The following is a 20,519-nucleotide window of genomic DNA, read 5'->3' on the forward strand; positions in this document are numbered from 1 at the left end:
TCCGGTAACGAAATATGGCTGCAGGGGCGACCTCCAGCCGGTGCAATCTTGTAATGGAGCAGATGATATGTTCAGCGGACTCAGTGCGTTCCCCCTTACTCCCTTTGCGGCAGGCAAGCCCGATGAGGCGGCTTTTTTGCGGCTGCTGCGCAGGCTGATTGATGCAAAAGTCGATTCCCTTGGCGTGCTGGGGTCCACCGGCAGCTACGCCTATCTCACCCGCGCGCAGCGCAGGCGTATCGCAGAACTGGCGGTGGAACATGCAGAGTCGATTCCGGTGATGATCTGCATTGGTGCGGTGGGCACTGACGAGGTGCTGGCGCTGGCGGAGGACGCGCAACAGGCGGGCGCGGCCGCGTTATTGCTGCCGCCGCTGGGTTATCAGACGTTGAATGAAGATGAGGTGTTCACGCTTTTCGAGACCGTAACGCGACACGCCTCGGTGCCAGTCTGTATCTATGACAATCCCGGCACCACCCATTTTACGTTTTCCGATGCGCTGCTGAGCCGGATCGCCGCACTTTCCGGTGTCGGGTCAGTGAAAATTCCTGGGGTACCGGCGGAGCAATCTGCGGCTAACGATCGCCTCGCTCAGCTGCGCGGCACGCTGCCAGATTCCGTGTCGATTGGCGTCAGCGGCGATGCTTCTGCCGCCAACGGGCTGATTGCGGGCTGTGATGGCTGGTATTCGGTGTGCGGCGGACTGTTTCCGCGCGTTGCAAAAGCGATGACCGAAGCGGCGGCCGCAGGCGACCATCAGAGCGTCAGGGCGCAGTCCGATCGCCTGCAGCCTTTATGGGCGCTGTTCCGCCAGCATGGCGGCAGTTTCCGGGTGATCAGCGCCGCGGCGGGGCTGCTGGAACTGACCGAACGCGACTGCCTGCCGCGCCCGCTGCAGCCGCTCTCCGATGCGCACTGCCAGCAGATTGCTGACGTGCTCGCGGCACTCGACCTCTCTTAAGATCCCGCGCCAGAAGGCATTAACCGTGGCGCACCAGGTTAAAGCCTTCTTCCTCCTGCGGCGCTTCGAAATAGCGGGTAATCAGCGCGAACTGCTCGTCCGTTGCGGCAAAGGCGTGTTCGCCGCCCTGATTTCGGGCGTGCAGGCGCGATTTACACAGCGCATCCGGTACGTCCAGATAATGCAGACGATGGTCGGCAGAGGTTGCCTTAATCACCGACATCATCCAGTCGCGATTCGCCCGGGTGTTGGCAGGAAAATCGAGCACCACCGACACCCCTGCGTTAAGCAGCGCGACCAGATGAGGCGTCATCGCCTTTCTGAGTTTTGCCGCATAGCGCACGTAATCGGCCACCGACTGCATCTCGTCCTGATAAAGCGCGGCGAGCCACTGATCCTCGCTGATCACCACGCAACCGGGGGCGGCGCTCAGCTCCGCCGCCAGCGTCGATTTCCCGGAGGCAATTTTTCCACACAGCAGATGCAGCGTGGCGGGGGCAAAAGTCATGGTCATATCACTCCTGTGTCAGCCTGATAGTGAACCGCGCGCATTACGCGAAGGGAAAGTAAAGCAGGTCTCGCCGAAGCGGGATTCAGGCTAACAAAACAGGGGAGAGATAAGCAATGAGAGGCAAAAAGTTGCTGGTGAGTAAAACCCGGTTTACCGCGCGTAACAGTCTCTGCTGCTGCGGGCGTTACTGCATTCAGAAAAAACCGCGGCTTTCGCTGGGCATGTTGACACCCCTGAACGGGGAAGTGCGGTCAGGCGTTGAGTGCGATATCAGATACACTTTCAGAAAGGGGAGAATCTGCGCTGAACAGCTGGCGACTGACTTCATTTTTGTGCCATCAGCAACGTCAGCAGTTCGCGGCAGCATGCCTCTTCTTCTGCACTGTCTGCGGATGCCAGGTGGCGCAGCAGTTCCATACAGCTTTTTTCCTTGCCCGCTTCCAGTAACTCTTCGATCAGAAAGTTGAGTTTGTCCTGTTCAGACACGGCAAAGGATGAACTAAACTCATTTTTGACCGGGCCACTGTGATTCACCGGCAACGTGAGGGTGTTTTGCATCGGCATAGTATTGTCCTGTTTCGGGTTAAAAAATGTTCGGCGATTGCTATTAAACTTATACAACGATCCGGAATTTGTACAGAAATCTGCCCGATTGATTTTCAGGACGAAGCTAAGCGCAGCGCGGTTGCGGCGTAAATGTCAGCTAATCATTAAGTTAGCGGGATAAGGAATTTCAGAAAAATTCTGCGGGCCTGAAGCCGGATGCGGAGGCGGGAAAAACCAGGTCAGTCCTGCGTCAGGTCAACAGGCGGCCCACCGGGCCGCATGCACTATTTAGCGGTCAGGAAATCTTCGCGCTGCGGTGTAAACGTATCCAGTAAGGTGCCCGCCTCAAGACAGACACAGCCATGAACCACATTGGGCGCTTTATAGAGCGTATCTCCTGCGCCCACCTCACGCGTTTCACCATTGATGGTGAAGGCAAAACGTCCGCTCAGCACATAGGTCAGCTGCTCGTGGGGATGGTGATGCAGCGGGCCGACAGCCTCTTTCTCAAAAATCACTTCTACCGCCATCATGGTGCCGCCGTACGCCAGCACGCGGCGGGTCACGCCGTTGCCCAGATCTTCCAGTGGTCGCTCTTTATGGTAGATAAACATCGCAATCCTCCTGCGGTTGCCCCTGCTGCGGTGACCGTTTTGTGATGGATCTCACAGCACTCGGGTGAATTAGTTTATGCACTTTAGTGGTTTTTCACTAAAATGAAACGGTGTTTCAATTAATTTATAAGGGTAGATCATGAAAATCGCGTTAATGATGGAAAACAGCCAGGCCGCTAAAAACGTTACCGTGCTGAAAGAACTGGAAGGCGTCGCACAGCCGCTGGGCCATCAGGTCTTCAACGTCGGTATGAGCGATGAGCAGGATCACCACCTGACCTATATTCACCTCGGCATTCAGGCCAGCGTGTTGCTCAACAGCCAGGCCGTGGATTTCGTGGTCGCGGGCTGCGGCACCGGGCAGGGCGCGCTGATGTCGCTTAACATTCATCCGGGCGTTGTCTGCGGCTACTGTATCGATCCGGCGGATGCCTACCTGTTTGCCCAGATCAACAACGGTAATGCCTTATCTCTGCCGTTCGCCAAAGGCTTTGGCTGGGGCGCTGAACTTAACCTGCGCTTTATCTTTGAAAAAGCCTTCACCGGCGAGAAGGGCAATGGCTATCCGCCAGAGCGTAAAGAGCCGCAGGTGCGTAATGCCGGTCTGCTGAATCAGGTCAAAGCTGCCGTGATCAAAGAGAACTACCTCGACACGCTGCGCGCCATCGACCCTGAACTGGTGCGTACTGCCGTTAGTGGCCCACGCTTCCAGCAGTGTCTGTTTGAGCATGGCAAAAATCAGGAAATCGTCGCTTTTGTGCGTCAGCTGACCCACTAACGCATCCGGGGTCATAAGGCCGGTCTGACCGGCCTTTTTTTATTCTCTCTTTCCCGACATCAGCTGAACGTCAGCTCTGCTGCGCCAGCGCCGGATTGTAATGACGACTCGCCTCTACCAGCATCCGGGTGTAGGGCATCGCGGCGCGGTCGGCCACCAGCGTCGGCACATCCAGCGTCTCCAGCACCTTGCCCTGTTGCATAACCGCTACGCGATGGCAGAGGTGCGCCACCACGCCGAGATCGTGCGTCACCATCAGATAGGTCAGGTTCTCCTGCTGCTGCAGATCGCTGAGCAGATTGAGGATCTCCGCCTGCACCGAAACATCCAGCGCGGAGGTCGGCTCATCCAGCAGCAGCACGCGCGGCTCTAAAATCAGCGCCCGGGCAATCGCCACGCGCTGACGCTGACCACCGGAAAGCTGGTGCGGATAACGCGTCTGCCAGGCACGATTCAGCCCGACCTTATCCAGCATTGCCACGACGCGCTGCTGGCGCTGCCCGATACCCTGAATCTGTAATGGCTCTTCAAGAATATCGCCCAGTGTGTGACGCGGATGCAGCGAGCCATAAGGGTCCTGAAACACCATCTGCACCTGACTGCAGCGCGCCCGATCGATGCGGTGCGCCAGCGGCTGGCCATCAATGGTCAGCTCTCCCTGCCAGTGATTAAACAGGCCCGCCAGACACTTCAGCACCGTGGTTTTGCCCGAGCCCGACTCACCGACCAGTCCGAAGATTTCACCCTGTTTAACCTGCAGGCTGACGTCGAACAGCACCTGATTACGGCGACCCTCTTCACCGAAACTCAGGTTGAGATTTTTTACCTCAATCATCGTAACTCCTTAGTCAGTTAGCCAGCTGGCGTGACGTTGTAACACCGGCAGACGGGTGCGCCGCCGATCAAGGTCGGGCAGTGCTGCCAGCAGTCCCTGGGTGTAGGGATGCTGCGCGCGGTCAAGTTCGCTGGCGGCCAGCGACTCCACCACGCGCCCGGCATACATCACCAGCACCCGATCGCAGAAGCTGCGCACCAGATTGATATCGTGACTGATAAAAATCAGTCCCAGACCGCGCGCTTTCACCAGATCATCCAGCAGTGCCAGCACCTGCAGGCGAACCGAGACATCCAGCGCAGAGGTGGGCTCATCGGCAATCACCAGTTCCGGCTCGGTGATCAGCATCATGGCGATCATGACGCGCTGCCCCTGGCCGCCGGAAATCTCATGGGGATAGAGCTGATATACCCGTTCAGGATCGCGGATCTGCACCTCCTCCAGCATCGCCAGCGCCCGCTGACGTGCCGCCGATTTCTGGCCGCGATGGTGACTGCGCCAGGCTTCGGCAATCTGTTCGCCCACCCGGATCACTGGATTCAGTGAATATTTCGGGTCCTGCATAATCATCGAGATGCGTTTGCCACGAATGGCGCGCATCTCTGCCGGGCTGGCGTGCAGCAGGTCGATATCGCCAAACTGCATCCGGCTCGCCTCAATGCGCGCCTTAGCTGGATGCAGCTGCAGCAGGGCGCGACCCACGGTCGATTTACCGGAGCCGGACTCACCGACAATCGCCAGCTTCTCCTGACCGAGCTGAAAGGAGACGCCACGCACCGCCGGCGTAATCTGGCGTCCGTTAACAAAGTTCACGTGCAAATCGCGCACGTCGAGCAACGGCGAGGCGTTACTCACTGCGGGGATCGAGCAGGTCACGTAGGCCATCTCCTAAGAAGTTAAATGCCAGGCTATTAATCAGGATCGCCAGACCGGGAACGGTCACCACCCACCAGCACTCCAGCATGTAGGTGCGGCCACTGGCGATCATCGCGCCCCATTCCGGATCCGGCGGCTGCGCGCCCAGCCCAAGAAACCCCAGCCCGGCGGCGGTGAGGATAATGCCCGCCATATTCATGGTGATGCGGATAATTACCGACGGCAGGCAGAGCGGAATAATGTGCTTCCAGAGCACCCGCAACGGCGACGCGCCCTGTAAGCGCACCGCCGAGATAAAGTCCGCCTGACGCAGCGACAGCGTTTCAGCGCGGGCCAGACGGGCTATGGGTGGCCAGGCAGTGAGCGTAATCGCGATCACCACATGCTCCAGACCCGGCCCCAGCGCGGCAACAAAGGCCAGCGCCAGTACCAGGCTCGGGAAGGAGATAAAGATATCGGTGACGCGCATCAGCACGCCGTCGACTTTGCCGCCAAAATAACCGGCGGTGACGCCCAGCAGCAGGCCCAGCGGCCCGACGGTGACCGATACCAGCAGCACGATGTAGAGCGTGATGCGTGCGCCCCACACCAGGCGACTGAAGATATCCCGGCCAAACTCGTCGGTGCCGAACCAGTGGGCCGCGCCGGGAGCCGTCAGCGCATTGTTCAGATCCTGAACCAGCGGGTGATACGGCGCGATCCAGGGCGCGAACAGCGCCACGATGCAGAGCACCAGCACAATGCCACCACCAATCGCGGTCAGGGGATTACAGGCCATGCGCCAGAGGAAATAGCCGCAGCGGGCAGCAAAACGCTGACAGCGCACCAGCCGCTCACGGGAATGACTCACAGACGCAGCGTCAAAAGAGATCGTCATACTTTGGTCCTCGGATCGAACACCTGATAGAGCAGGTCGGAGATCAGGTTAAGCAGCACAAAAATCAGCCCCACCACCAGCACACAGCCCATCACCGCATTCATATCGCCCAGCATCAGGCTGCCGGTGAGGTAGGAGCCAAAGCCGGGCCAGGAGAAGACGGTTTCAATCAGCACCGCGCCCTCCAGCAGCGAGCCATAGGCCAGCGCCACCACGGTCAGCAGCTGCACCAGGATATTGCGGAAGGCGTGCTGCCAGATCACCTGCCATTCAGTCAGGCCTTTGACCCGCGCGGTCAGAATGAACTCCTGCGACAGCTGCGCGAGCATAAAGCTGCGCGTCATGCGGCTGATATAGGCCATGGAGTGAAAGCCGAGCAGCGAGGCGGGCAGCACCAGATGATTCAGCGCATTCCAGAATACCTGGCTGTTGCCCGCCAGCAGAGCGTCAATCAGCATAAAGCCGGTGCGACGTGGCACGATGCCATCCAGGCTGAAGTCCACCCGACCTGCGCCGCCGACCCAGCCGAGATGGGCATAGAACAGCAGCAGGCCAATCATGCCGACCCAGAAGATTGGGGTGGAGTAACCGGCCAGGCTGAGCATCCGCACCACATAGTCGATGACGCTGTTGCGACGCGCCGCCGCCAGCACACCCAGCGGCACGCCCAGTCCTGCGCCAATCACAATCGCCAGCGTGGCCAGCTCTACGGTTGCCGGAAAGACGCGCACAATGTCATGCACCACCGGCTGACCGGTGAGCAGCGCATGGCCGAGATCGCCATGCAGCAGCGCGTTAAGGTAGATGCCAAACTGCACCCACAGCGGTTTATCAAAGCCGAGCTGGTGATAAACCTGCTGATAGGTGGCCTGATCGGCGTCAGGGCCGACAATCGCCAGCACCGGATCCAGCGGCATTACCCGGCCAATAAAAAAGGTCAGTAGCAGCAGGCCGAACAGGGTAATCACTACCTGCACCGCGCGATGGCTGATGCGGCGGCACTGAGTTCGGGTCAGGGTCAGGATCATAGGGTGCCTCCCGCTTTGGCTTCAGGGGTTTTCCAGACATCGCGGAGGAAGGTGGTCGCTGAGGGATGCGGCTGATAAGCCTGCACCCGGTTGCTGACCACCACGGAGTCGAGCATTTGTGAAATCGGCATCAGTGCAGGTACCAGCTGGTCATAGCGCTGCTGGATGGCGTAATAGGCCTGCTGCTGGCGGGTTTTGTCGCGCTCCACCAGCGCCTGATCGATCATGCTGTTGAGCTGCGCGTCATAGAAACCGGTGCGCCAGCCCTGGAAGTTGGTCAGCCGGGCGCTGTCAGCATTATTCGGGTTATAGACCAGCGCGCGCAGGCTGGAGTGGGGATGCGGCTCCACGCCGCTGCCGCCGCGTCCGACCAGCAGACTGAACTGGCGGTCGCGCATCGCGCCATAGATCTGGTTACCGGTGCCGGTGATGATTTTTGCGCGGATCCCGCCCTGGAGCAGCGTCGACTGCACGGCGATGGCGATGTTCAGAAAGGGCTGATCGGCCAGCACCCGCAGCGTGGTGTCGAAGCCGTCCGGATAACCCGCTTCAGCCAGCAGTGCGCGGGCGCGCGGCACATCGAGCCGGTAACCGGGATCGGGCAGCGTGGCGGGCATGCCAGCCTGAATCGGGCGCTGATGCAGCTCGCCATAGCCGGTCATCAGACTTTTATTGATGCCCTGATAATCGACCAGGTAGCGTACCGCCTCCCGCACTTTGATATTGTCGAAGTGCGGATCTTTCATGCTCATCGCCAGGTAGTAGATCGTTCCTTTTCTTACCGCATCAATGGTGAGGTCGGGGTCGTGCCGCAGGGCGCGCACGTCGGGGATCGCCATGTTACTGGCGATATCCAGATCGCCTTTCTCCATCATCAGCCGCAGGGTCTGCGACTCCTGCAGATGGCGGAACACCACCCGCGACATCTTCGCCTCGCCGCGCCAGTAATCGGTCGCACGACTCATGCGCAGCACATCTTTTGCCTGCCATACATCCAGCCGGAACGGGCCGGAGCCCGCTTCATGGGTGGTGAGCCAGCGGTTGCCCCAGTCGCCATCCACCTCATGCTGCTGCACGGTTTTGCTGTCCAGCACCACCATGCTGCCCAGCGCCGCCAGCGAGTAGATCACCAGTTGCGGATCGTTAGGTCTGGGCAGGGTGATCACCAGCGTGCGGTCGTCGGGTGCGGTAATCATCTGGTCAACGTTGTCACGGCTGAAGCCGTACGATTTCCACACCGACGCCTGCGCCAGGTTCAGATGCAGCACCCGCCGCATCGACCAGACCGCATCGGCGCTGGTCAGCGGATTGCCGGAGTGAAACCTGACGTTGTCGCGCAGGTGAAAAGTCAGGGTGCGGTTATCCGGGCTGACTGACCAGCGTTCCGCCAGCGCCGGGCGCACCTCGGTGAGTTGCTGCGGGTTCAGCTCGACCAGTCCGTCATAGAGATTTACGACAATGCCGACCACTTCGTTGCCGGTCATAGCGGCCGGATCCAGGGTGAGCAGGTTATTCATATTCATGCCGACGATCAGCTGGTCATCCGGGGTCTTTGCCTGGATTGACGCGCTGCCCGTCAGCACCAGCAGCGTGATCAGCCACGCGCCACATCGTTGTGTCAGGGTCATAGGTAAAGTCCAGCAGGTCAGAGGTTTTCCCGTTTACGACTCTGCCTGCTGCTGGCCACCGGGATGGCAGGCAGCAGGCGGGCGACGGGGTTATTATTGTTTGCCGTACTTCGGTAGTGCGATTTACCAGCGGTTCAGCGTGTGCGTCTCAATCCAGCTGAAGTTAATATCCTCACCCAGCCCGCTGCGGGTGGGCAGGGTGACAAATCCCTGATCGTCCATCGGGTCGATCAGGCTGTTGAGGTAGGCGGGCGGTGTTTCATAATCCAGGAAGGGATGCAGCAGGCCGCGCTCATACCAGCGGCAGTTACGGATCGCCCCGACCACCGCCAGGCTGGCCGCACCGTTGCCGTGCACTTCGCAATCCATGCCAAAGGCTTCAGCCAGATTCGCCACTTTCAGGGTGGGCGAGATGCCGCCTACGCCGTTGGCACCGGCTCGCAGAATGTCGCAGGCTCCGGCACGCACCCAGTCGGCGCGGCTGTGATGTTTACCGCCCAGGCTCTCCGGACCAAGCACGTCGATAGAGAGGTTTTCGGCCAGCCAGGCGTAAGAGGCCATGCTCTCTTCCTCCATCGGCTCCTCGAACCAGGCGAAATTAAGCTTTTCCAGCGCCTTGCCGATGGTCAGCGCGTCACTGCGGCTGTACCAGTGGTAGCCATCCAGCATCAGCGCGATATCGGGGCCCACCGCTTCACGCACCGCCGCGCAGGCTTTGATATCCATCGCCGGGCTGGGTGCGAAGGAGACCGGCGGCATCCAGGTGTGTAGCTTGATCGCCTGATATCCGCGCGCCACCAGCTTTTCCGCGAACTGCGCATACTCATCCGGCGTTGATAATCCACCGCTCAGCTCGTCACCACACATGGTGCTGCCGTAAGCCGGGATCTTCTCGCGATAGCCGCCCAGCAGTTTGTGGACAGGCTGTTTCAGCTTCCGTCCAATCAGATCCCACAATGCCTGCTCCACAGCGGAGAGCGCCCGCTCGGTGAGCTGATGGGCGCTGCCGCGCTGCCAGTGCACCAGATCCTGCCAGAGACGCTCCCGGTCAAAGGCGTTCTGACCGATCAGCACTTTGCGGAAAAAGGCATTAACCACATGGGATCGCACCACTTCCGGCGGCGCAAAGGCGTAACCACAGTCGCCTTCCTCGCTGGTCAGGGTCAGTAGCGCCATCTGCGCATCATTTTCCGGGCCAGGGTGGGAGTGTCCGGCGCTGTCGGCGCAACGCTGGGTGGGATAGGTAAAAAGGGTGACATCAATGGCGCTGATCTTCACGGTTAAGCTCCTGTGGCAGTCTGTCCTGATGAATTATTAAAACGCTGTTTCATTTTCAATCTAGCCTTCACAATTCATTAACGCATTAGCCAAAACGATACGATTAATGGCTAATATGTGTGCAACTGCCCAGGGTGTTGTGAACATATTCACGAAAGCTGACCGTTTTGTGAGCAGCGACACGCTGCGCTTTTTCCTCTCAAGGGATCTCTTTGAGCGCAACTCCGCCAGTTAACCCTGCAGCAAAAAACATTTAACCGGATGACTTCCCCTGACCCCTGTTTTAGGTGATAGTAACGCCGCTTTACATTAATAATTCTCATTATCATTTGTGCGGGTTTTTACAATGAAAAAATGGTTTTTAGCGCTGGGGCTGCTCACGCTGGCAGGGACGGCTTCGGCCAAATTGATTACCGATGTCGCAGGCCGTCAGGTCGAGGTGCCGCAGGAGGCAAAACGCATCATTCTGGGTGAGGGCCGTCAGATGTATCTGCTGGCGGCATTTGATACTGATGCCCCATTTAAACGGGTGATTGGCTGGCGTGACGACTTCCCGAAAGCGGACTGGGACGGTTATCAGGCTTACGAAAAACGCTATCCGGAAATTAAAAAATTACCGACCTTTGGCGGGGCGAAAGATGGCACTTTCAACGTCGAGCAGGCGTTAACCCTGAAACCCGATCTGGTGCTGATGAATCTGGAATCCAAAGCCGCCACCGATGAAGGCAAGCTGATTGAAAAACTGCAGGCAGTAGGCGTGCCGGTGGTGTTTATCGATTTCCGCGAAGCGCCGATGGTGAATGCGGAGAAAAGTATCCGCATCATGGGCGAACTGGTGAACAAACCGGCGCGTGCCCAGGAAATTATCACCTTCCGCCAGCAGCAGATTGACCTTGTCACCTCGCGTCTGAAGAACTTTACCGGCTACCGCCCGAAAGTGATGATTGACCGTGCAGGCGGCTACAGCGACGAGTGCTGCATGTCGTTTGGCAATGAAAACTTTGGTCAGATGGTTGAGATCGCGGGCGGTCGTAACATCGCTAAAGATCTGATCCCTGGCACCTTCGGCACCGTTAACCCGGAACAGATTATCGCCAGCCAGCCGGATGTGGTGGTGGTGACCGGCGCTAACTGGAAGAATTACAATACCGTGGGCAAATGGGTCGGCGTCGGTCCGGGTGCCAATGTCACCGAGGCTACCGCGCGTCTTAAGGGGCTGATGATGCGCGATGCCTTTAAAACCTTGCCGGTGGCGCACAACGGCAATGTCCACGCCATCTGGCATCAGTTCTACGACAGCCCTTACCAGTTTGTGGCTATCCAGGCGCTGGCGAAATGGCTGCATCCCGATCTGTTTGCCGATCTGGATCCGGACGCCACCTTCCGCACGTTCCACGAGAAGTTCCTGCCGCTGCCTTATCAGCCAGGATACTGGGTCACTTTACCCGCTGATAAACCCTGACTGACCGGCGATGACAGGGACGTCATCCGCCTGATTTGCAATTCCTCCCGAATAAACCCTCTGTTTCTCTTCAGATTTACTAATCTTTTACAGGCGCGGAGTCAGTTGCTCTGAGCAGCGCGACGTCTGACGCGGTCCGCATTCACGTTAAAAATGGAGAGAAACATGCGCAATACCCTGGGAAGATCGGCCTTTGCCGTGACGCTGTACGCTCTGCTGGAGCCGGTGCCGCTGGGCTTTTTTGTCGCGGCCTGGCTGTTCGATATTCTCTATAGCCAGACCTTTGTGCTGTTCTGGACGGATGCCGCAGGCTGGCTGATTGCGCTGGGACTGATACTGGCGATTGTGCCGCGACTCATCGCGCTGGTTTATCTGTTCCGCGGCAGTGACAGTGCGGAAAAGAGTCATTTCTGGCTCTGGCTGGTGGCGATTGTGATCGCTATCGTCAATGCGTTTATTCACAGCCGTGATGCCGCCGCTGTCATCCCGCTGGGCGTGACGCTTTCGACGCTGGTGGTAGCGCTGCTGCTGCTGGCGAATGTGCAACTTGCGTTACGTCAGCGTAGCGCTTAAGGAGGAGCCACCATGAAGATACCGCATAAAACGTTGCTCGCGCTTACCCTGACAGCACTGCTGGCAGGCTGTGATGATGGTGCGCTTGTCGATCCGCAAAAGCAGATCGGACCGAATCCTGAACTGCCGCAGGCACAGAACTTCTTTATGCCGCCGATGCAGGTGCCGGAAGGCACGCCGTGGAAAGCGGGCGAAATGCCAAAAGTGGCTGACGGGCTGAAAATCGAAAAGATCGCTGACAATCTGCAGCATCCGCGTCAGGTTTATGTGCTGCCGAATAACGATGTGCTGGTGGCGGAATCCAACGGCCCGGCCAAACCCACCACCCGGCCTAAACAGCTGATTATGGGCATTGTGCAGAAAGCGTCAGGTAAGGGCGGCGCTGGCGGCAACCGGATTACGCTGCTGCGCAACGTCAATGGCAAATGGGAGCAGCACCGCTTTATTGAGAATCTGCACTCGCCGTTTGGTATGCAGCTGATTGGCAATACCCTTTACGTCGCGAATGCTGACAGCCTGGTGAAGTTCCCCTATCGCGAAGGGGAGACGGAGATCCGCACCGCGCCTGAAGAGGTGACGGAACTGCCGGGTGGGCCGATTAACCACCACTGGACCAAAGCGCTGTTGGCCAGCCCCGATGGCAGCAAGCTCTATGTGGGTGTCGGCTCCAACAGTAACGTCACCGAGAACGGCATTGGCGCAGAGTATCGCCGCGCCGCGGTGCTGGAAGTGGACGCGGCCAGCGGTGCCAGCCGGATCTACGCCAGCGGATTGCGCAATCCGACCGGCTTACAGTGGGAACCGCAGAGCGGAAAACTGTGGGCCATCGTCAACGAGCGTGATGAAATCGGCTCCGATCTGGTGCCTGACTACATGACCTCAGTGCAGGACAAAGGCTTCTATGGCTGGCCCTACAGCTACTTTGGTCAGCATGTGGATACCCGTGCCGAACCGCAGCGTCCCGATCTGGTTGAGAAAGCGATTAAGCCTGATTATGCCCTGAGTTCGCATGTCGCTCCGCTGGGGCTGCTGTTCTACGGCGCAGATAACATGCCGCAATACCAGGGCGGTGCGTTTATCAGTGAACATGGCAGCTGGAACCGTACGCCGCTGAATGGCTACAAAGTGGTGTGGGTGAAATTTGAAAACGGCAAGCCGGTGGGTCAGCCGCAGACGGTGGTCTCGGGCTTCCTGACGGACGACGAAAAGCAGGTGCGTGGATTACCGGTCGGTCTGGCCAGCGACAAACAGGGCGGTGTCCTGATTGCTGACGATGCGGGTAATACCGTGTGGCGAATCAGCGCCGCGAAGTAAGCATTGCGCTGTTTTTTTAAGCAGAAAGCAGGCATAAAAAAAGGATTTGGCATTTCGCCAAATCCTTTATTTTTTGTTCGCTACCCGGCTGGTAACCGCGCTGCGAACGAGGTGCTCAGCACTCTCCACAAACAAGATTGTAAAATGTGCGGCTAAGGATTTCAAGTTTCGCCAAAATGCTGTATGTTTATACAGGTGTTGAGTGTTGAGCATCGCCTCATTGTCGACTGGCCGCTCCCAGGGGCACGGTTTTAAAATCCCGGCAGGCATCAGGTGGTGCTGGCCTGTGGCTTTAACCATGAGTGCCGCTCAGCTCTCTCCACAAAGATGTGCTTAGGCGCCCGGCGGGTAGAGTCAAAGCCCTGGTTGCCGAACAGCGCGCTCCTGTAAAAGGAGAAGGAAAGTGATGGAACTGACTAAGCTGATTCTGGATCTTATCCGGGTCATCTTGCAGATCATCGTTGCCCTTATGCAACTGACCGGTCACGCAGGTTAACCGGAACTTGAAACAAGGCGGAGCTAACCACTCCGCCTTTTTTCTTTGTCAATTCTCTGTCATCGGAGGCGGGTAAGGTGGTGCGGCAAAAGCACGCCGCCGGGGCGCTGCTTATCCAGACCGGGAGTTTTATGTCCATTGCCGCCGTTATGCCCGCCCGATTAGCGCACACATGGATTGATGAGAGTGTGAAGATGCGCGAAACCACTGTGGGTCAGCAGTGTGAGATCCTGGCGCACAGCACGCTGGAGTATAGCGAGCTGGGTGACTTCTCCTATGTCGGCGAACACTGCTGCCTGGCCGATACCCAGGTGGGGCGCTTCTGCGCCATTGCTAATCAGGTGCGCATTGGCGCGCCGAATCATCCTATGGACCGCGCCTCCCAGCATCGCTTTACCTACTGCCCGGAGTATTACCACCCCGACGCCCGACGCGATCAGGGGTTCTTTTCCGCCCGACGCGCCGATCGGGTGATAATCGGTCACGATGTGTGGATAGGTCACGGCGTAATTGTGCTGCCAGGCGTCACCATTGGTGATGGTGCGGTGCTGGCCGCGGGTGCAGTCGTGACGAAAAACGTCGCGCCCTATAGCGTCGTGGGCGGTGTTCCGGCCAGGCCACTGCGGGTGCGCTTTACACCGGCTATCGCCGCACGTCTCCAGCGCATTGCCTGGTGGAACTGGCCGCTGGAGAAACTGCTGGCGAATCTGCCCGATTTTCAGCACGGTGACATCGAAGCGTTCTGCCAGCGGCACGGTGCATAGCCACCCCACGGCGCCGTCAGCCGGTTTGTACGCCGAAATAGCGCACAACCCGCTGGCCATAGAGCCCGACGGCCAGTCCGGCGACGATCAGCAGCAGCGCGGCGATTTTCTGAGGTGAAACCGTTTCGCCAAATATCGCCACTGAACCCAGGATGCCGAACACCGGTACCAGCAGCGATAGTGGCGCGACCGTTGAAACCGGATAGTGTTTCAGCAGCCAGTTCCACACCCAGTAGCCCAGCAGGGTATTGGGATAGACCTGAAACAGTATCGACAACACCGCCTTCACATCCAGCTGGGTGAACAGTGCGTGATAGCCCGCGCTGCCATTGACCAGCCCGTCCAGCAGGAAGAGTGGAATGGGTGCAAAGGCGCTCGACCAGACCAGAAAAGCAAAAACCTGCCGGGTGCCCGCTTTTTTATTGATGATATTGGCAATACTCCATGCGACCGCGCCTGCCAGCACCAGCAGCATGCCGGAAAACGTCACTGAGCCATCGGTAATGAAAAAAATGCTCAGCAGACCGGCGCAGGCCAGCGCACACCCGGCGATCTGATAGCGGCTGAGACGCTCTTTAAATACCCAGCCACCGAGCAGCAGCGTGAAGAAGGCGCTGAACTGCAGCAGCAGCGAGGCGATGCCCGCCGACAGTCCGGTTTTAATCCCCAGATTCACCAGACCCCACAGGCCAATCCCGAAGACCAGGCCATAGCTGATCAGGTAGCGCCACGGCACGTCCGGTTTCTTAATAAAGAACAGCGCTGGCAGGGCGCAGAGCGTAAAACGGATACCTGCCAGGATAAACGGGTCGACCGCCTGCAGGCCGAGCTTGATAACTGAAAAGTTAACCCCCCAGATGGCGGTGATCATGACGGCGAGCAGCAGATGCGTTAATTTCATGAGTGACGAACTCCGGACCAGCAGAGAAAGGCAGAGGCACTGACCGCTGCACCGGCATAGCAGACAGCCTGCCATCCCCAGTGTGTATAAAGCTGAGTGGCGGCGATGGCCCCCAGCGCACTGCCCAGCGAGTAAAAGCACATATAGGCCCCCACCAGACGACTTGCCGCCTCGGGTCGGGCGGCCACGATCAGGCTCTGATTAATCACATGTACCGTCTGGACGGCGAAATCGAGCAGGATCACCCCGAAAATCAGCAACAGCAACGAGTTGTGAAGCGCGGCTATCGGCAGCCAGGAGAAGGTCAGCAACGCCAGGGCTAAGCCAGTGGCACGCTGCCCCAGGCCCAGGTCAGCCCATGCGCCTGCTCTGGAGGCCGCCAGCGCACCGGCAAGTCCGGCCAGGCCGAACATCCCGGTCTGGGTGTGTGACAGTGACAGGGCGGTAAGTGGCAGTACCATCGAAGACCAGAGCATACTGAAGGCTGCAAAAATCAGCAGCGCCAGGATCCCTCGTCTGCGCAGCTGCGGTTCCGTGAGGAAGAGACGGAAAACGGACAGTAAGAGGTGAGGATAAGATGTGCGCCGCGTCTGACCTGCTGTGGCGGGCAGCACTTTCGCCAGGATGAGCGAGATCAGGAGTAACAGGCAGGCAGCCGTCAGATAGACCGCCCGCCAGCCCGCCAGGTCAGCAATCATTCCGGAAACAAACCGCGCCAGCAGGATGCCGATCACGATGCCGCTGGTCACGCTGCCCACCACCTGTCCGCGCTGTTCTGGCGATGCCAGCATGGCGGCCCACGCCACCATCAGCTGCGTGACCACCGCCATTAATCCCACCAGCAGCATTGCACAGAGCAGCGTCATCAGGTCTGGCGCAACCGCAGCAGTGATTAACGCCAGCACGGAAAGCAGCAACTGGATAATCACCAGTTTTTTGCGGTTCACGCAGTCGCCCAGCGGCACCAGAAAGATCAGCCCCAGAGCGTAGCCGCTCTGCGTGGCAGTTACCACTGTGCCAATGGTACCAGGGGAAACCTGCAGGCTGGCGGCGATCGACTCCAGAAGAGGCTGTGCCGAGTAAACATTGGCGACCGCCAGCGCAGAGGTGAGTGAGAACAAAAAGATCATCCGGGACGAGAGCACCGGGATCGCGGCTGGGGGCGAATCGGCTTCAGGATCACGCGCCTTGCCAATCGTACAGGTCATGTTGCTTTCCTTTCTGGTTTTTATTTGAAACTGGATTGGCGATATCTTAAACCGGGCTGGTTTTTTTTTGCAACTTCTTTTCGGAGTGGCTAAACTGCCATCATGAGACAGGCAGCGTGAGAGAAGAGCATGGCTAAGCAGGAATCCCTGAGAACCAGCGAGTGTCCGGTCGCCAGAACCCTGGAGTCGATAGGTGAGCGCTGGTGCATGATGATCGTGCGTGAAGCCTTTGATGACGTCCGCAGATTCAGTGACTTCCAGCGGAATTTGGGGCTGGCGAAAAATATCCTGGCGTCACGCCTGAAGCAGCTGGTGGAGATAGGGGTGTTTGAGGTTGCGCCGGCCTCCGACGGCAGCGCCTACAGCGAATATGTCCTGACCGAAAGAGGCCGTTCGCTGTTTCCGGTTGTGGTCGCGATGCGCCAGTGGGGCGAGCGTTACCTGTTTGAGAAGGGCGAAACCCACTCCGTGCTGCTGGATAATGCGGAAGGAAAGCCGCTGCCGCGCCTGGAGGTTATCTCTTCACAGGGGCAAAAACTGGAACCGGCCGACTGTCATCGTCAGCGGGTGGTTGCTGAAGGGTAACCGTCAGGGTTTTTCCTCTTCCGCACACTCTGAAACTGACAGGCCTGACATCGTACGCGTTACCCGATCATCGCTGTCGCCTGTAGCGGTGATCGAACAAAATGCCTTACTCCCGTTTTACGCCCCGCCATAAGGGCGTTATCCCCGGAAACAGGTCCCCGCGCTTCCTCATCCTTTCCTGCCCCGCATCATGACAGGCCTGTCGATATCATCACATTTTCCAATGACCGGTTGCCTTGTAACTTCCCGATGCGCATGACAATATCGCTGCTTGTATAGACATGTACTCTCAACCCTGGATTGGGCAAATCACGCTTTCAGTCAACACGTCTCTCACTGTTCCAGCGAGGAATCTATGTCGGTCAAATCATCTGTATCAGATTATTCAGGCTCAGAGAAACAGGGCCTGTCAGAAACCCGCTCCATTGATTACATCCCGTTGGGTGAACGTCATGGTCATCCCTTTAACCAGTTTACGCTCTGGTTTGGTGGCAATCTGCAAATCACGGCTATTGTCACGGGTGCGCTGGCCGTGGTGCTGGGTGGAGACGTCGTGTGGTCTCTTATCGGCTTACTGGTGGGGCAGATTCTGGGTGCAGCGATCATGTCTTTGCATGCGATCCAGGGTCCGCGCCTGGGTTTACCGCAGATGATCACCAGCCGTATGCAGTTTGGCGTGTTTGGTGCTGTTATTCCTCTGGTGCTGGTGTGCATTATGTATGTGGGATTTTCAGCCAGCGGGACAGTATTAGCCGGGCAGGCGCTGGCTAAACTTATCCATGTCAGTCATTCAACCGGGATGATCCTGTTCAGCACCCTCATCGTGATCATTGCGGTGCTGGGCTATCGCGTGATTCATCAACTGGGCAAGCTGGCGAGCGTCATTGGCGTTTTAGCCTTTGCTTATCTGTTTATCACGCTGTTCTCTGCGCATGACTTATCAGCCGTGTGGCAGAATCAGCACTTTACCCCGGCAAATTTCCTGCTGGCGGTCTCCCTGTCTTCATCCTGGCAAATTGCCTTCTGTCCTTATGTCTCTGACTATTCACGCTATCTGCCAGCTGATGTCTCCGCGAAGAAACTCTTCAGTTCAGTCTTTTTTGGCACCGTACTTGGCACGCAGGCTTCAATGACGCTGGGGGTGATTGTCGCTGCCATTGCCGGAAGTGCGTTTGCAGGCAATGAGGTCGGTTACATCGTGAGCATGGGCAGCACGGCGACCATGGCCATGGTGATTTATTTCGCCATTTGCTTTGGAAAAATCACGTTTACCACGCTGAACGCCTACGGCAGTTTTATGTCACTGACCACCATTGTCTCTGGTTTCCGGCAGAAAACCACGCTGAGTCGGGGCGGGCGCATTCTGTTTGTGGTGCTTATGGTTACGCTGGCCTGCGTCATTGCTCTGCTCAGTGAACCGGCCTTTCTGAAATCCTTCACCCACTTCCTGCTGTTTCTGCTGGCTTTCTTTGTGCCGTGGAGCGCGATCAGCCTGACCGATTTCTATCTGATCACCAGGGGCAGGGTTGATGTCCCGGCACTGTCGCAGCCGGACGGGCGGTATGGACGCTGGAACCTGGCCGGTATTACCGTCTATTTTCTGGGCGTGCTGGTGCAACTGCCGTTTATCGATAATCCGCTGCACCATGGATCGCTGGCCTGGATTTTTGCCGGTAATGATGTCTCGTGGATCATCGGCTGGTTTGCGACGGCACTGTTATGGCTGATCGCCAGCCGCTGGGATCGTCGGGGCATCCCCGAACAGTCAATTTATCCCGCCCAATAACAAGGTCAGGCCGCCTGAGCGGCAGCCTTTCAGGGAGTGTCACTCTTCGCGGGTGTGTGATCACCCGCGTGTCAGGAAATCCTCTTTTAAGATCAGGCGGCAGAAACGTCCGCTGCGCCGGTCTGCGCCTCGGCCACCAGCGGCTTCTCCGGTTGCAGCAGTGTCATTGCCAGCATACTGCCAAAGGCGATCAGCGCGGTGACGGTAAACATCGCGTTGTAGCCGTAATATTCCGCCAGCCAGCCGCAGAGCATCGGAGAGATAATCGCTGCCAGATTGGCTATCGCCAGCGTCATGCCGCTGTAGGTGCCCACCGACGCTTTAGGGGTGACATCAATCACCACCGACCAGTAGACATTGTTTACCAGTGCATTCAGCGCATTGCCCAGGGTCATCAGTGCAATAATCCCCGCAGCCGACTGCACATAGGGGATCGCCATAAAGCAGCAGGCGGTGCCGCACAGCGTGACGGCGGCAAACAGATTGCGCGCCAGACGCAGATTACGGAAGCGAGCCAGCAGGGCATCGGCAATGCGACCGCCCAGCAGCACCGTGATACAGGCGCCGCTCCACGGGATCATCGCGACGTACCACAGTGAGTGCAGGTCGTAATGGAAATTATCCTGCAGATATTTCGGCATCCAGGTCACCAGGGTAAAGGTGATGTAGAGGAATGAGAAGTAGCCCAGCGCGTTGCAGACCAGGGTGCGGCTGGTAAAGAAGCGCCACCAGGGCAGTGGTATGCTGTCGCCCGCGCTGCGGCGCTGACCGGTCTGGATAAGCTGACGTTCTGCGGTATTGGTATGTGGACTTTTCTCCGGGCTGTCGCTGAAGGTGCGGGCAAACAGCGCCATCGCCAGCAGGGAGAAAACACCGAGCAGGATAAACATCATGCGCCAGTCATGGGTCAGCAGCAGCAGGCCCACCGCAATCGGGGCGGTCAGCAGCGCGCCAACCTGGGTCGAGAGCAGGCCGATGCCCAGCGCAAAGCCGCGCTCATTATCGGGTGCCCAGTGAGCAATCGCCTTGTTCATCAGCGCATAGGCCGGGCCTTCGGAAAAACCAAACATAATGCGAAGGGCAGCAAAGCCCATAATAGCGGATCCGCCAAACAGCGCCATGCCCAGTTCCCCCGCCCAGGCGGTGGCGATCTCCAGCAGCGACCAGAGTACGCCTGCCAGCAGCCAGACCTTTTTCGTGCCGATACGGTCGGCAAGAAAGCCGCCACACAGCGAACCAAACAGATAGCCAAAGCCAAAGTAGCCCAGAACTGCACCGAGCTGGACTTTGCTGAAGTGATACTCCGCCGCAATAGCGTTGGCCGCAAACGACAGGGCGCCGCGATCGATGTAGTTGATCAGGGCGATCAGGAACAGCAGTGAAAATATGGTGTAACGGTAACGGCTGGTTGTCATCTCACTTCTCCTGATTAAATGTCTCAGGAGAGCAGAAGCAAAATTGATGCCGGAAAGGGCATTTATCCGGCAAACAGCGGACA

20 protein-coding genes are annotated in these 20,519 nt (G+C 58.1%); 8 read left to right on the top strand and 12 right to left on the bottom strand.

The window, feature by feature from the left end:
* The first annotated feature begins 67 nt into the window (after positions 1–67).
* The gene (locus tag ACK13D_RS04830; RefSeq protein ID WP_341576005.1) at positions 68–961 is read left to right on the top strand and encodes a dihydrodipicolinate synthase family protein; all 894 of its coding nucleotides are present in this window, start codon (positions 68–70) and stop codon (positions 959–961) included.
* Between the two features lie 19 nt (positions 962–980).
* Here the strand turns inward: ACK13D_RS04830 and ACK13D_RS04835 are convergent, their stop codons facing one another.
* The 3 genes from ACK13D_RS04835 to ACK13D_RS04845 all read right to left on the bottom strand — a co-directional run bounded on the left by ACK13D_RS04835 (position 981) and on the right by ACK13D_RS04845 (position 2,632).
* On the bottom strand, positions 981–1,475 hold the full coding sequence (locus ACK13D_RS04835) for an AAA family ATPase (protein WP_022625673.1): 495 nt from the start codon (positions 1,473–1,475) through the stop codon (positions 981–983).
* Positions 1,476–1,796: 321 nt separating this feature from the next.
* Positions 1,797–2,036 (bottom strand): hypothetical protein, encoded by a 240-nt coding sequence (locus tag ACK13D_RS04840; protein WP_010245020.1) that lies wholly within the window; start codon positions 2,034–2,036, stop codon positions 1,797–1,799.
* A 266-nt stretch (positions 2,037–2,302) separates the two neighbouring features.
* Positions 2,303–2,632, bottom strand: coding sequence for a cupin domain-containing protein (locus tag ACK13D_RS04845; protein ID WP_010245017.1), 330 nt, complete (start codon positions 2,630–2,632; stop codon positions 2,303–2,305).
* A gap of 139 nt (positions 2,633–2,771) precedes the next feature.
* Here ACK13D_RS04845 and ACK13D_RS04850 point away from each other — a divergent pair, with 139 nt between their 5' ends.
* Positions 2,772–3,410 (top strand): RpiB/LacA/LacB family sugar-phosphate isomerase, encoded by a 639-nt coding sequence (locus ACK13D_RS04850; RefSeq protein ID WP_003853539.1) that lies wholly within the window; start codon positions 2,772–2,774, stop codon positions 3,408–3,410.
* A gap of 70 nt (positions 3,411–3,480) precedes the next feature.
* On the opposite strand, the gene ACK13D_RS04855 is transcribed toward ACK13D_RS04850, so the two are convergent.
* The 6 genes from ACK13D_RS04855 to ACK13D_RS04880 form a co-directional block, all read right to left on the bottom strand.
* Positions 3,481–4,245: an ABC transporter ATP-binding protein gene (locus ACK13D_RS04855; RefSeq protein WP_418795839.1), complete on the bottom strand. Its 765-nt coding sequence runs from the start codon at positions 4,243–4,245 to the stop codon at positions 3,481–3,483.
* 9 nt (positions 4,246–4,254) lie between these two features.
* Complete coding sequence (locus tag ACK13D_RS04860) at positions 4,255–5,121, bottom strand: ABC transporter ATP-binding protein (RefSeq protein WP_010245006.1); 867 nt, start codon at positions 5,119–5,121, stop codon at positions 4,255–4,257.
* Entirely contained in the window at positions 5,093–5,998 is a 906-nt protein-coding gene (locus tag ACK13D_RS04865; protein WP_033787892.1) for an ABC transporter permease, read from the bottom strand. Before ACK13D_RS04865 ends, ACK13D_RS04860 begins: the two co-directional genes overlap by 29 nt.
* On the bottom strand, positions 5,995–7,026 hold the full coding sequence (locus tag ACK13D_RS04870; RefSeq protein ID WP_010245000.1) for an ABC transporter permease: 1,032 nt from the start codon (positions 7,024–7,026) through the stop codon (positions 5,995–5,997). Before ACK13D_RS04870 ends, ACK13D_RS04865 begins: the two co-directional genes overlap by 4 nt.
* Entirely contained in the window at positions 7,023–8,654 is a 1,632-nt protein-coding gene (locus ACK13D_RS04875; RefSeq protein ID WP_033787890.1) for an ABC transporter substrate-binding protein, read from the bottom strand. The genes ACK13D_RS04870 and ACK13D_RS04875 overlap by 4 nt, the downstream gene beginning before the upstream one ends.
* Before the next feature lie 123 nt (positions 8,655–8,777).
* Positions 8,778–9,932 carry a mandelate racemase family protein gene (locus ACK13D_RS04880; RefSeq protein WP_010244993.1) on the bottom strand — a complete coding sequence of 385 codons (1,155 nt, stop codon included), beginning with the start codon at positions 9,930–9,932 and terminating at the stop codon, positions 8,778–8,780.
* Positions 9,933–10,278: 346 nt separating this feature from the next.
* Between ACK13D_RS04880 and ACK13D_RS04885 the strand changes: the two genes are divergently transcribed.
* The 4 genes from ACK13D_RS04885 to ACK13D_RS04900 all read left to right on the top strand — a co-directional run bounded on the left by ACK13D_RS04885 (position 10,279) and on the right by ACK13D_RS04900 (position 14,541).
* Positions 10,279–11,394: an ABC transporter substrate-binding protein gene (locus tag ACK13D_RS04885; RefSeq protein WP_010670131.1), complete on the top strand. Its 1,116-nt coding sequence runs from the start codon at positions 10,279–10,281 to the stop codon at positions 11,392–11,394.
* A 165-nt stretch (positions 11,395–11,559) separates the two neighbouring features.
* Positions 11,560–11,967: a hypothetical protein gene (locus tag ACK13D_RS04890; protein ID WP_010244987.1), complete on the top strand. Its 408-nt coding sequence runs from the start codon at positions 11,560–11,562 to the stop codon at positions 11,965–11,967.
* A gap of 12 nt (positions 11,968–11,979) precedes the next feature.
* A complete protein-coding gene (locus tag ACK13D_RS04895) occupies positions 11,980–13,281 on the top strand; it encodes a PQQ-dependent sugar dehydrogenase (RefSeq protein WP_010670132.1) in 1,302 nt (433 codons plus the stop codon).
* 627 nt (positions 13,282–13,908) lie between these two features.
* Positions 13,909–14,541 (top strand): DapH/DapD/GlmU-related protein, encoded by a 633-nt coding sequence (locus ACK13D_RS04900; RefSeq protein WP_010244979.1) that lies wholly within the window; start codon positions 13,909–13,911, stop codon positions 14,539–14,541.
* Between the two features lie 16 nt (positions 14,542–14,557).
* Here the strand turns inward: ACK13D_RS04900 and ACK13D_RS04905 are convergent, their stop codons facing one another.
* On the bottom strand, positions 14,558–15,442 hold the full coding sequence (locus tag ACK13D_RS04905) for an EamA family transporter (RefSeq protein WP_022625667.1): 885 nt from the start codon (positions 15,440–15,442) through the stop codon (positions 14,558–14,560).
* Positions 15,439–16,650, bottom strand: coding sequence for an MFS transporter (locus ACK13D_RS04910; protein ID WP_187506936.1), 1,212 nt, complete (start codon positions 16,648–16,650; stop codon positions 15,439–15,441). The genes ACK13D_RS04905 and ACK13D_RS04910 overlap by 4 nt, the downstream gene beginning before the upstream one ends.
* 129 nt (positions 16,651–16,779) lie before the next feature.
* Here ACK13D_RS04910 and ACK13D_RS04915 point away from each other — a divergent pair, with 129 nt between their 5' ends.
* Positions 16,780–17,235 (top strand): winged helix-turn-helix transcriptional regulator, encoded by a 456-nt coding sequence (locus ACK13D_RS04915; RefSeq protein WP_010244971.1) that lies wholly within the window; start codon positions 16,780–16,782, stop codon positions 17,233–17,235.
* 355 nt (positions 17,236–17,590) lie between these two features.
* Positions 17,591–19,021, top strand: coding sequence for a purine-cytosine permease family protein (locus ACK13D_RS04920; RefSeq protein ID WP_418795844.1), 1,431 nt, complete (start codon positions 17,591–17,593; stop codon positions 19,019–19,021).
* Positions 19,022–19,113: 92 nt separating this feature from the next.
* Here ACK13D_RS04920 and ACK13D_RS04925 read toward each other — a convergent pair whose 3' ends face one another.
* Complete coding sequence (locus ACK13D_RS04925) at positions 19,114–20,436, bottom strand: MFS transporter (RefSeq protein ID WP_033779188.1); 1,323 nt, start codon at positions 20,434–20,436, stop codon at positions 19,114–19,116.
* Between the last annotated feature and the right edge of the window lie 83 nt (positions 20,437–20,519).

The organism is Pantoea sp. K16 (assembly GCF_048452805.1).
GTDB lineage: Bacteria > Pseudomonadota > Gammaproteobacteria > Enterobacterales > Enterobacteriaceae > Pantoea > Pantoea agglomerans.

What these genes read in the sequence shown, in the direction of transcription:
- ACK13D_RS04890 (WP_010244987.1), top strand. Translation starts at nt 11,560, where the DNA reads ATGCGCAATACCCTGGGAAGATCGGCCTTTGCCGTGACGCTGTACGCT.
- ACK13D_RS04885 (WP_010670131.1), top strand. Translation starts at nt 10,279, where the DNA reads ATGAAAAAATGGTTTTTAGCGCTGGGGCTGCTCACGCTGGCAGGGACG.
- ACK13D_RS04855 (WP_418795839.1), bottom strand. Translation starts at nt 4,245, where the DNA reads ATGATTGAGGTAAAAAATCTCAACCTGAGTTTCGGTGAAGAGGGTCGC.
- ACK13D_RS04905 (WP_022625667.1), bottom strand. Translation starts at nt 15,442, where the DNA reads ATGAAATTAACGCATCTGCTGCTCGCCGTCATGATCACCGCCATCTGG.
- ACK13D_RS04840 (WP_010245020.1), bottom strand. Translation starts at nt 2,036, where the DNA reads ATGCCGATGCAAAACACCCTCACGTTGCCGGTGAATCACAGTGGCCCG.
- ACK13D_RS04915 (WP_010244971.1), top strand. Translation starts at nt 16,780, where the DNA reads ATGGCTAAGCAGGAATCCCTGAGAACCAGCGAGTGTCCGGTCGCCAGA.
- ACK13D_RS04900 (WP_010244979.1), top strand. Translation starts at nt 13,909, where the DNA reads ATGTCCATTGCCGCCGTTATGCCCGCCCGATTAGCGCACACATGGATT.
- ACK13D_RS04875 (WP_033787890.1), bottom strand. Translation starts at nt 8,654, where the DNA reads ATGACCCTGACACAACGATGTGGCGCGTGGCTGATCACGCTGCTGGTG.
- ACK13D_RS04830 (WP_341576005.1), top strand. Translation starts at nt 68, where the DNA reads ATGTTCAGCGGACTCAGTGCGTTCCCCCTTACTCCCTTTGCGGCAGGC.
- ACK13D_RS04835 (WP_022625673.1), bottom strand. Translation starts at nt 1,475, where the DNA reads ATGACCATGACTTTTGCCCCCGCCACGCTGCATCTGCTGTGTGGAAAA.
- ACK13D_RS04865 (WP_033787892.1), bottom strand. Translation starts at nt 5,998, where the DNA reads ATGACGATCTCTTTTGACGCTGCGTCTGTGAGTCATTCCCGTGAGCGG.
- ACK13D_RS04910 (WP_187506936.1), bottom strand. Translation starts at nt 16,650, where the DNA reads ATGACCTGTACGATTGGCAAGGCGCGTGATCCTGAAGCCGATTCGCCC.
- ACK13D_RS04920 (WP_418795844.1), top strand. Translation starts at nt 17,591, where the DNA reads ATGTCGGTCAAATCATCTGTATCAGATTATTCAGGCTCAGAGAAACAG.
- ACK13D_RS04870 (WP_010245000.1), bottom strand. Translation starts at nt 7,026, where the DNA reads ATGATCCTGACCCTGACCCGAACTCAGTGCCGCCGCATCAGCCATCGC.
- ACK13D_RS04895 (WP_010670132.1), top strand. Translation starts at nt 11,980, where the DNA reads ATGAAGATACCGCATAAAACGTTGCTCGCGCTTACCCTGACAGCACTG.
- ACK13D_RS04845 (WP_010245017.1), bottom strand. Translation starts at nt 2,632, where the DNA reads ATGTTTATCTACCATAAAGAGCGACCACTGGAAGATCTGGGCAACGGC.
- ACK13D_RS04925 (WP_033779188.1), bottom strand. Translation starts at nt 20,436, where the DNA reads ATGACAACCAGCCGTTACCGTTACACCATATTTTCACTGCTGTTCCTG.
- ACK13D_RS04850 (WP_003853539.1), top strand. Translation starts at nt 2,772, where the DNA reads ATGAAAATCGCGTTAATGATGGAAAACAGCCAGGCCGCTAAAAACGTT.